The organism is Micromonospora sp. NPDC049201 (assembly GCF_055586805.1).
In genome coordinates this window covers 391,093-400,383 of the sequence record NZ_JBVJHM010000008.1, presented here as the reverse complement: position 1 = coordinate 400,383, position 9,291 = coordinate 391,093, and the positions used below count along the sequence as shown (strand labels likewise).

Genomic DNA, 9,291 nt, shown 5'->3' with positions numbered 1-9,291 from the left:
ACACCCCCCGGATCATCCAAACGACAGGGGCAGGAAGTCATACCGGGCCGAGCGACCGAGAGTCCCCGGCTGGGGACGATCAAAAAGGTAACGGGAGCGGGGGCGGCCCGGGTGTGGGCACCCGGGCCGTACCCGCCCGTCTCAGTGGAACAGGTTGGCGTTGCGCTTCTCGGTGTCGAGGTAGTCGGCCGCGGAGTCCTCCACCGCGAGCTTGATGTCGCGCAGCATCGCCTGCATGTCCTGCGAGGCGGCCCGCCAGCGGGACTGCCGCTGCTCGTACGCCTCGCGCGCCTCACCGTTCCAGCTCGCCACCAGCGGTGCCGCGTCCCGTTCGAGCTGCCCGAGCTGGCTCTCCAGGGTGGTCAGCGCCCGTTGGATGTCGGCGCCGGCCTGATGCAGGGCGGCGAAGTTGACGACCAGCACACCGTGCTCCATGGGTTCGATCCTTCCGATGGTCTAGAGCGGCAGCTGGATGCCGCGGTTGGTGCCGGCCACCCGGCCGGCGGCCTCGGTGTCGGAGACGTCGTACTGGCGGCCGGCGGTGCGGATCGCGGTGGCGGTTTCGCGCAGGGCCCGTTGCAGGGCCTCCTGGTCCTGCGCCCACTGCTGCTTGACCTGCGCGAACGAGCGCCCGCCGGCGCCTCGCCACGCTTGTTGCAGCACCTCCAGCTCGGCCATCAGGCCGCTGAGCATGGTCTGCAGCGACTGGTCGACGTGCTCGAACTTCGCGGCGGTCTGCTGCATCACCGCGGCTTCTGCCTGGGTCTGGGACATCCCGGACGTCACCTCGTCTCCTCGGTCGTGGCTGGCCACCCGGGGTGACCACCGTGGACTCGTCGGCGCGGCGCTCGCGGCCGCCGGAAGGGGGAGGGAGACGGCGGGCGCACGCGCAACGATTTTCGTCGCTGACGGTAGCGGCCCCAGTCCGGTTCTGCTACCCCCGGGGCCTCCCCTGTGGACAACGACGCCACTACGATGTGCCACGGCGGCGTCACCCGGCGGCCCGACGAGGAGGTGCGGTGACCGCGAGCACGACGGAGCGACCCGCGCCCGCACCGGCTGCTCCCCCACAGTGGAGGCTCCGGCGGCTCCGCGCCGGACAGATCGTGACCACACAGGTCGCGGCCGCCGTCCTGCTGGCCGCCCTGGGGCGGGGCGTCGCGCCGACCGCCGTGGCGTTGTGCTGCGCGGCACTGCTGGTGCCCGCCGCGTGGGTCCGGTTCCGGGGCCGTTGGCTGCACGAGTGGCTCACCGTCGGCGCGGCGTACCTGAGCCGTCGCCGTGCCCTGCCGGCGGCCAGCGAGCCCTCGGCGCTGCTGGACCTGGTCGGGCCGGGCACGGTGGTGCACGCCGCGGAGCTGGCCGGCGGTCCGGCCGCCGTGCTGCACGACGCCGCCGGGCTGACCGCGCTGCTGGAGCTCGGCGATCCGGACGACCTGCTCGGCGACCGCCCGCAGGCGCTCCCGGCCCCGCCCGACCTGCTCCCGCCCGCCGGCCCGGAGAGCCCTCCGGTCCGGCTCCAGCTGGTCTTCTCGGCCTCGCCGGCCCCCGTGCCGCCCGTCGCGTCCGGGCCGGCCGGGACGTCCTACCGCCAGCTCACCGACGGCCGGCTGGCCGGGCGTACGCGGGTGGTGCTGGCCGTGCGGGTGCTGCGGGCCGACGGCTGGTCGGACGAGGAACTGCTGCGGGCGCTCTCCGGGACGGTCCGGCGGATCGTCCGCCGGCTCGGTTCGCTCGGCGGCCGGCCGCTCGGCGCGCCGGCCGCCCTGCGGGTGATCGACGAGCTGGCCCATCACGAGACCGGCGCCCCGGCCCGGGAGACCTGGCCGCTGCTCACCGTGGGTGGGCTGGCCCAGGCCACCTGGCGGCTGCGTCGCTGGCCGGATCCACGGGGCGAGGCCGCCCGAGGGCTGGTGCCCCGGCTGCTCGCCGTGCCGGCCACCGCCACCACTGTCGCGCTCTGCGTCGGCCCCCGCGCCGACGCCGCGCCGACCCGGGCCGAGCTGACCGTCCGGGTGGCCGCCGGGAGCGCGGCGGAGTTGGCGGTCGCCGAACGGGCGCTCCGTCGGACGGCCGGGGACGCGGGAGCGGAACTGCACCGCCTCGACGGCGAGCACCTCACCGGGTTGGCCGCCACCCTGCCGCTGGCGGTGACCGGCGGCGGTGTGCCCCCGGCCGGGTCGCCGCCGGCCGCGCCGGACCTGCCGGTCGGCGGGTCCGGCCTGATGGTGGGCGCCAACCGGCGCGGCGGCCCGCTCACCGTCCGCCTGTTCCGTCCGGCGACGACCCGGGTGCTGCTGGTCGGCGGGGTGCCCGCCGCGCAACTGCTGGTGCTGCGGGCGTTGGCGCTCGGTGCCCGGGTGGCGGTGCAGACCACCAGGCCGCGCGCCTGGGAGGCGTTCACGCGCGGGGTCGGCGGGCCCGGCGACGGGGTGCCGCTGCTCCCGCCGGGGCGGCCGGTCGGCGGCGCGCCCGGCTCGCCGCTGCGGCCGCTGCTGCTGGTGGTCGACGCCGGCCCGGTGCCGCCGGAGGTCGGTCCGGCGGCGGCCTGGCAGTCGGTGCTGGTGGTCCGCGACGAGCTGACCCCGGCGGACGCCCCGGCGCTGGCCCGCGCCGACCTGGCCGTTCTCCAGCCGCTCGACCCGGCCGAGGCCGAGCTGGCCGGCACCGCGCTGGGCCTCGGCGGTTCCGCCGGCTGGCTCACCCGGATCCGCGACGACATGGTGGCGGTGGTCAACCGGCGGGCACTGCGGTGGGCCCTGCTGTCGCCGACCCCGGTCGAGTCGCAGTTGGTCGGTCGTCCGGCCCGCCGCTGAGGCGTACGCGCTTCCGCCGGTGGGAGCGGCGTGGCACGATCCCGGCCATGGATTTCCTGAAGGGCCTTCTGATCCGGGTGGCGTCGACGGCGGTGGCGTTCTGGCTCGCCACGTTGCTCATTCCGGGCATCACGCTCGACTCCGGGTCCGCCACCGAGACGGTGACCACGCTGCTGCTCGTCGCGGTGATCTTCGGCGTGGTCAACGCGGTGCTCCAGCCGATCATCAAGACCGTGGGGTGCGGCTTCTACCTGCTCACCCTCGGGCTGATCGCGCTGGTGGTGAACGGGCTGCTGTTCCTGCTCACGAGCTGGATCGCCGGGGAGGCCGGGCTGCCCTTCCACGTGGACGGGTTCTGGCCGGCGGCGGTGCTCGGCGCGCTCCTCGTCGGCATCGTCACCTGGATCCTGGGCGCGGTCCTCGACCGCGACTGAGCCGTCTTCGCCGCCCGCCCGGCACGCCGTCCGGGCGGGCAGGCCAGTGCGCGGGAATTGGCTGGCGAGCGGCCCCCGGAGCGGCACTAGCCTCGGCCGGGTGTTCACCCTGACGCGCGCCGACGGCTACCAGCTCAGCACCGACCCCGACCGGCTCGACCTGGGCCGCGTGCACACCTGGCTCGCCACGGACGCGTACTGGGCGCGGGGGCGGGAGCGGGAGACGGTCGAGCGCGCGTTCGCCGGCTCGATCGGCTTCGGCGTCTACCGTCCCGGTGACGGCCGGCAGGTCGCGGTCGGCCGGGTGGTGACCGACCGGGCCACGTTCGCTTGGCTGTGCGACGTGTACGTGGACCGGGCCGAACGTGGTCGCGGGCTGGGCACCTGGCTGACCGCGGGCGTCCGCGACCACGTGGCCGAGCTGGGCGTACGCCGGATCGTGCTGGCCACCATGGACGCGCACGGCGTGTACGGGAAGCTCGGCTTCCAGCCGGTGGCGGCGGACCGGTACATGGAGCTGGACGAGCGGTGACGCCGGTCACCGGAAAGGACCAATGGCCGGCTTCACCACTTACGGTGGAGCCGTGAACCAGCTCCGCCTCGGCTACCTGTACGGCATCGGCGCGTACCTGCTCTGGGGTTTCTTCCCGATCTACCTGAAACTGCTCCGGCCGGCCGGGCCGGTGGAGATCCTCGCGCACCGGATCATCTGGTCGGTGGTGTTCGTGGCGCTGCTGCTGGCCGCCATGCGCCACGTCGGCTTCCTGCGGGCGCTGGCTCGGCGGCCCCGCGCGCTGGCCGGGATCGCGTTCGCCGCCGCGCTGATCGCGGTGAACTGGGGCACCTACATCTACGGCGTGAACTCCGACCGGGTGGTGGAGACCGCGCTCGGCTACTTCATCAACCCGCTGGTGTCGGTGCTGCTCGGCGTGCTGGTGCTGCGGGAACGGCTGCGCCCGGCGCAGTGGGCGGCGCTCGGCGTCGGCGCGCTCGCGGTGGCGGTGCTCACCGTCGACTATGGCCGCCTGCCCTGGCTGGCGCTCACGCTCGCGTTCAGCTTCGCCGGGTACGGCCTGGTCAAGAAGCAGCTCGGCCTGCCCGCCGCCGAGGGGCTCTTCGTCGAGTCGGCGGTGCTGGCGCTGCCCGCCCTGGCGTACCTGGGCTGGCTCGCCACGCGCGGCGACTCGACGTTCGGGCACGTCTCCGCCGGGCACACCGCGCTGCTGGTGCTGGCCGGCGCCGCCACCGCGATCCCGCTGCTGTTCTTCGCCGGCGCGGCCAACCGGCTGCCGCTGTCCACCGTCGGCATGTTGCAGTACCTGGCCCCGATCCTCCAGCTCGGCTGCGGCGTGCTGCTCTTCCACGAGCCGATGCCGCCGGCCCGCCTGGCCGGCTTCGCCCTGGTCTGGCTCGCCCTCGTCGTCTTCACCGTCGACGCCCTGAACCACACCCGCCAGACCCGTCGCACCCGCGCCCCACTCCCCGCCGCCCTTCCGCGCTGATTCCCGGAAAGCGGGGGCTGTCGGGCACGAAACAGCCACGCTTTCCGTGAATCAGCGCGCAACAGACGGGCGCGGGGGCGGGTGGGTGGGTTAGCGGAGGTCGTAGGCGAGGATGGGGGTGTCGGTGCCGCGGAGGAGTTCCAGGCGGACCAGGTCACCCCGGGTGAAGCGGGTGACGCCGGAGAACCGCAGGTCGTCGCCGGGCGCGGCCAGCCAGGACCCGATCTGCTCGGTCGCGCCGTCCGGGCCGTGCGCCACCAGCCGGAACGTGTACGCCTCGCGGTGCCCGGCCCGCCTGTCGTAGCCGCAGTGCATGGTGACCTCGGTGCCCCACGGTGTCTCGGTCAGCCCCACCTCGGCGTGCACCGGCGCGGTCCCGGCGACCGGCCGCATCGAGGTGAGCGCCACCGGCCGGGGAGCCGGCTCGGCCGACGGCCGGACCAGCGTCACGCCCACGCCGGCCAGCACCGCGAGCGCGGCGGCGGCGAGCGCGGTCGACGCGTACCGTCGTCGGGCGCGGGACCGGTCGCGGCGCTTGCGCGCCCGCGCGGCGTCGAGCAGCGCGGGCAGCCGTGAGGTCTCCGGGCCGACCTCCAGGAACTGCTCCAACCCGGCCGGGTCGAGCCGGCCCAGCAGGCCGGGCAGCACGGCGATCTCGGCCACCGCCTCCCGGCACTGCGCGCACCCGCCCAGGTGCCGCTCGTAGGCGGCGCGGTCGGCCGGGGCGAGGGCGCCCAGCACGTACGCGCCGTCGTCGTGCGCGAACTCGCAGCGGGTCATCCGGTCACCCCCATCTCGGCCAGCGCCAGCCGTAGTGAGCGCAGCGCGTAGTGGGTACGCGACTTCACCGTGCCCGGCGGTACGCCCAGCCGGGCCGCCGCCTCCGCCACCGACCGGCCCTGGTAGAAGCATTCGACGAGCACCTCGCGGTGGGTCGGACTGAGGCGGTTGAGCGCCTCGGCCACCGTCCACGCCTCCACCGCGCGCTCCGTCTCGTCGACCGTCTCCGCGGTTTCCGGCAGTTCGTCGGTGTAGACCTCGCCGACCCGGGCGGAGCGGCGACGCCAGGCGTCGATGGCCAGGTTCCGGGCGGTGGTGAAGAGCCAGGCCCGGACCGAGCCACGCCGCGGGTCCAGCGACTCCGGGTGCCGCCAGGCCCGCAGCAGCGTCTCCTGCACCAGGTCCTCGGCGCGCGGCCGGTCGCCGTTGACCAGTCGCAGGGCGTGCGCGAACAGCGCGTCGGCGTGCTCGTCGTGCAGCGCGCGCAGCAGTTGGGCGTCGTGGTCGCTGATGGCGGTACCTCGCTTCCGGCGGCGGGGAGACCGGCGATGCGTTCGCCCGTCCGGGCGGTTGCGTTCGTCCTTCCATACGTGCCGGGCCGCCGAACGGTTCAGCCGCAGGTCACGCCGGAGCTGTTCACCTCCGGTTCATGTTCGGGCCGACGCGCGCTCACCGCGTGCTGGCACCGTCCGGCAGGTACGCGTCCGGGTCGACCGCCCGGCACGCCGTCCGACGTCCGACCAGGAGGCTCCACCCCATGAGCGAACGTCCTCGCCTGCTTCCGCTGCTGGGCGGCACCCGCCACGGCAGCCGCGACGCGATGACCTGTCTGTACCGGTGCGGCAACGCCTGCGACCACCCGGTGCCCAACTCCTCCGACAACCCGTACTTCGGCGACCTGGTCGACACCGAGGTGTCCCGTCGCGGTGTGGTCCGGGCCGGTGCGGTCGGCGCGCTGGTGCTCGGCTTCGGCGGCGCCGCCGCGGGCGCGCTCGCCGGCGCGGCGCCGGCCGCCGCCGCGCCCGCCACCCCGACCGCCCCGGGCACGGACGAGGCCGTCGCCGCGTCCGCCCGCCCGGGCAGCGGTGCGTTGTCGTTCAAGCCGATCCCGCCGAACAAGCTCGACACGCTCGTGGTGCCGAACGGGTACGACCACGCCGTCGTCATCAAGTGGGGTGACGAGGTGGTCCCCGGCGCGCCCGCGTTCGACGTGCGGCAGCAGAGCGCCGCCGCCCAGGCCAAGCAGTTCGGCTACAACAACGACTTCGTCGGCGTGCTGCCGATCGACCGTAGGCGCGCGCTGCTCGTGGTCAACCACGAGTACACCAACGAGGACCTGATGTTCCCCGGCTTCACCGGCCAGGACGCGCTGACCGTGGAGCAGGTGCGGGTGGCGATGGCCGCGCACGGCATGTCCGTGGTGGAGCTGGAGCGGGTCACGGACACCGGCCAGTGGCGGCCGGTACGCCGGGGCCGGCGCGAGTACAACCGTCGGGTCACGGCGCTGGCCACGAAGTTCGAGCTGACCGGTCCGGCCGCCGGCTCGGCGTGGCTGCGGACCGCCGCCGACCCGAAGGGCCGCACGGTCGTCGGCACGCTGAACAACTGCGCCGGCGGCGTCACCCCGTGGGGCACCGTGCTCTCCGGCGAGGAGAACTTCAACCAGTACTTCGTCGGCGGCGACGGCGCGCCGGAGGAGCTGAAGCCGAAGCTGGCCCGCTACGGCATCCCGACCGACGTGCGCTACCCGAGCGGCAGCCGCAAGTGGGACCGGGCCGACGAGCGGTTCGACCTGGCGAAGCACCCGAACGAGGCACACCGGTTCGGCTGGGTCGTCGAGATCGACCCGTTCGACCCGCAGGCCCGGCCGCGCAAGCACACCGCGCTGGGCCGGGTGAAGCACGAGGGCGCGAACGTCATCGTGGCCCGCAGCGGACACGTGGTCGCGTACATGGGCGACGACGAGCGCTTCGACTACCTCTACAAGTTCGTGTCGGACAAGAAGTTCCTGCCGGGCAACTCCTGGGTGGCCCGCAAGCACAACCTGACGCTGCTGGAGTCGGGCACGCTCTACGTGGCCGCGCTGACCGGCGACAGCCCGGCCGGGGAGATCGACGGCAGCGGCACGCTCCCCGCCGACGGCGGCTTCGGCGGCCGGGGCCGGTGGATCAAGCTGGTCAGCGGCAACCGCTCGTACGTCGACGGGATGACCGCCGCCGACGTGCTCACGTTCACCCGGCTGGCCGGCGACAAGGTCGGCGCGACCAAGATGGACCGTCCCGAGGACGTCGAGCCGAGCCTGCTCACCGGCAAGGTCTACGTGGCGTTGACCAACAACAGCGACCGGGGCAAGGCCGGCAAGGCGCCGGCCGACGAGGCGAACCCGCGTAACGCCAACAAGCACGGGCAGATCCTGGAGCTGGTCGAGGAGCGCGGCGACAACACCGCCGAGACGTTCACCTGGTCGCTGCCGATCGTCTGCGGTGACCCGGCCGACGCCTCGACGTACTTCGCCGGGTACGACAAGACGAAGGTGTCGCCGATCTCCTGCCCGGACAACGTCGCGTTCGACGCCACCGGGAACCTCTGGATCTCGACCGACGGCAACGCGTTGGGCAGCAACGACGGCCTGTTCGCCACCGCCGTCGAGGGCCCGGAGCGGGGCCACCTGAAGCAGTTCCTCACCGTGCCGCTCGGCGCGGAGACCTGCGGCCCGTTCATCACCCGGGACAACCGGTCGGTGTTCGTGGCCGTGCAGCACCCGGGTGAGATCTCCGGCGCTTCCGTGGAGAACCCGGCCTCCACCTGGCCGGACGGTGACTTCGCCAAGCCCGGCGTGGTGGTCACCTGGCGCCTCGACGGCGGCCCGGTCGGCAGCTGAGCCAACCTCGGGGCGGTCCGGCGCTGGACCGCCCGCTGGAGGGCCACCATCCGGCCGGGATGGTGGCCCTATCAGTTCTCGGTGGCGATCCCGTCGGCGATCGCCCGCGCGACGGTGAGCAGCTTCGCCCGCACCACCCGTGCCGAGGTCATCATCTCGCTGGCCGGCAACGCGCAGGCCAGCACCACCCGCCGCTCGATGTCCTTGTCCGGGGCGACGAGCACCGCGGCGCACGCCACGCCCTGCCGGAACTGGCCCAGTTCCAACTGCATGCCGCGCCGGTCGCCGGCGGCCAGGTCGGCCTCGAACGCCTCGACCGTGGTGAGGGTGGCGGTGGTGAACGGCCGCATGCCGTACTCCCGCAGGTAGCGGAAGCGCTGCTCGGCGGTGAGCGTGGCGAGCAGGCTCTTGCCGAGCGCGGTGGCGTGCGCGCCCTCGGCGAAGCCCGGCACCAGATCCTCCAGGTACGGCGAGCGCGGCCCCTCGGCACACGCGGTCACCGCCACCTGCCCGCCGACGAAACGGCCGAGGTAGTGGCTCCAGCCGGTCTCCGCGGCGGCCCGGCGCAACGCCTCACCGACCGCGGGCGGGCCCCGGAACGCGGTGACCAGCTCACGGTAGCGGTCGGCGATCTCCAGCCCGACGATGTACGTCCCGTCCTCGCGCCGGATCACGTAGCCCTCGTACGCGAGCGTGCGCACCAGATGATAGGTGGTGGCGACGGTCAGTTCGCAGCGGCGGGCGATCTGCTTCACGGTGAGGCCCTTCGGCGCACGGCCGACCGACTCGAGCACTCGAAGCGCGCGGGAGACGCTGCGGATCAGGTCCGAAGGCTCCGCCAGAGGGTCGCGCACAACCACCTCCGCCGCCGGGGCTTA

10 protein-coding genes are annotated in these 9,291 nt (G+C 74.1%); 5 read left to right on the top strand and 5 right to left on the bottom strand.

Annotation, left to right across the window (positions count from 1 at the left end; translation table 11 throughout):
• Positions 1-141: 141 nt before the first annotated feature.
• Together ACZ6O5_RS20115 and ACZ6O5_RS20110 are read right to left on the bottom strand one after the other, a co-directional pair.
• Positions 142-435 carry a WXG100 family type VII secretion target gene (locus tag ACZ6O5_RS20115; protein WP_465979056.1) on the bottom strand — a complete coding sequence of 98 codons (294 nt, stop codon included), beginning with the start codon at positions 433-435 and terminating at the stop codon, positions 142-144.
• A 21-nt stretch (positions 436-456) separates the two neighbouring features.
• A complete protein-coding gene (locus tag ACZ6O5_RS20110; protein WP_465979054.1) occupies positions 457-774 on the bottom strand; it encodes a WXG100 family type VII secretion target in 318 nt (105 codons plus the stop codon).
• 245 nt (positions 775-1,019) lie between these two features.
• Here ACZ6O5_RS20110 and eccE point away from each other — a divergent pair, with 245 nt between their 5' ends.
• The 4 genes from eccE to rarD all read left to right on the top strand — a co-directional run bounded on the left by eccE (position 1,020) and on the right by rarD (position 4,752).
• Positions 1,020-2,816 carry a type VII secretion protein EccE gene (eccE, locus tag ACZ6O5_RS20105; RefSeq protein WP_465979052.1) on the top strand — a complete coding sequence of 599 codons (1,797 nt, stop codon included), beginning with the start codon at positions 1,020-1,022 and terminating at the stop codon, positions 2,814-2,816.
• Between the two features lie 47 nt (positions 2,817-2,863).
• Positions 2,864-3,250 carry a phage holin family protein gene (locus ACZ6O5_RS20100; RefSeq protein ID WP_107154690.1) on the top strand — a complete coding sequence of 129 codons (387 nt, stop codon included), beginning with the start codon at positions 2,864-2,866 and terminating at the stop codon, positions 3,248-3,250.
• 100 nt (positions 3,251-3,350) lie between these two features.
• On the top strand, positions 3,351-3,782 hold the full coding sequence (locus tag ACZ6O5_RS20095) for a GNAT family N-acetyltransferase (protein ID WP_281943581.1): 432 nt from the start codon (positions 3,351-3,353) through the stop codon (positions 3,780-3,782).
• Between the two features lie 52 nt (positions 3,783-3,834).
• A complete protein-coding gene (gene rarD / locus ACZ6O5_RS20090) occupies positions 3,835-4,752 on the top strand; it encodes an EamA family transporter RarD (RefSeq protein ID WP_465979049.1) in 918 nt (305 codons plus the stop codon).
• Positions 4,753-4,842: 90 nt separating this feature from the next.
• Here rarD and ACZ6O5_RS20085 read toward each other — a convergent pair whose 3' ends face one another.
• Together ACZ6O5_RS20085 and ACZ6O5_RS20080 are read right to left on the bottom strand one after the other, a co-directional pair.
• Positions 4,843-5,532 carry an anti-sigma factor family protein gene (locus tag ACZ6O5_RS20085; protein WP_465979047.1) on the bottom strand — a complete coding sequence of 230 codons (690 nt, stop codon included), beginning with the start codon at positions 5,530-5,532 and terminating at the stop codon, positions 4,843-4,845.
• The gene (locus tag ACZ6O5_RS20080; protein ID WP_107154686.1) at positions 5,529-6,044 is read right to left on the bottom strand and encodes a sigma-70 family RNA polymerase sigma factor; all 516 of its coding nucleotides are present in this window, start codon (positions 6,042-6,044) and stop codon (positions 5,529-5,531) included. The genes ACZ6O5_RS20085 and ACZ6O5_RS20080 overlap by 4 nt, the downstream gene beginning before the upstream one ends.
• Before the next feature lie 245 nt (positions 6,045-6,289).
• On the opposite strand from ACZ6O5_RS20080, the gene ACZ6O5_RS20075 reads away from it, so the two are divergent.
• A complete protein-coding gene (locus tag ACZ6O5_RS20075; RefSeq protein ID WP_465979045.1) occupies positions 6,290-8,413 on the top strand; it encodes a PhoX family protein in 2,124 nt (707 codons plus the stop codon).
• A gap of 71 nt (positions 8,414-8,484) precedes the next feature.
• Here ACZ6O5_RS20075 and ACZ6O5_RS20070 read toward each other — a convergent pair whose 3' ends face one another.
• Positions 8,485-9,267: an IclR family transcriptional regulator gene (locus ACZ6O5_RS20070; protein ID WP_396772107.1), complete on the bottom strand. Its 783-nt coding sequence runs from the start codon at positions 9,265-9,267 to the stop codon at positions 8,485-8,487.
• Positions 9,268-9,291: the final 24 nt, after the last annotated feature.

What these genes read in the sequence shown, in the direction of transcription:
- ACZ6O5_RS20075 (WP_465979045.1), top strand. Translation starts at nt 6,290, where the DNA reads ATGAGCGAACGTCCTCGCCTGCTTCCGCTGCTGGGCGGCACCCGCCAC.
- ACZ6O5_RS20110 (WP_465979054.1), bottom strand. Translation starts at nt 774, where the DNA reads ATGTCCCAGACCCAGGCAGAAGCCGCGGTGATGCAGCAGACCGCCGCG.
- ACZ6O5_RS20115 (WP_465979056.1), bottom strand. Translation starts at nt 435, where the DNA reads ATGGAGCACGGTGTGCTGGTCGTCAACTTCGCCGCCCTGCATCAGGCC.
- ACZ6O5_RS20085 (WP_465979047.1), bottom strand. Translation starts at nt 5,532, where the DNA reads ATGACCCGCTGCGAGTTCGCGCACGACGACGGCGCGTACGTGCTGGGC.
- ACZ6O5_RS20100 (WP_107154690.1), top strand. Translation starts at nt 2,864, where the DNA reads ATGGATTTCCTGAAGGGCCTTCTGATCCGGGTGGCGTCGACGGCGGTG.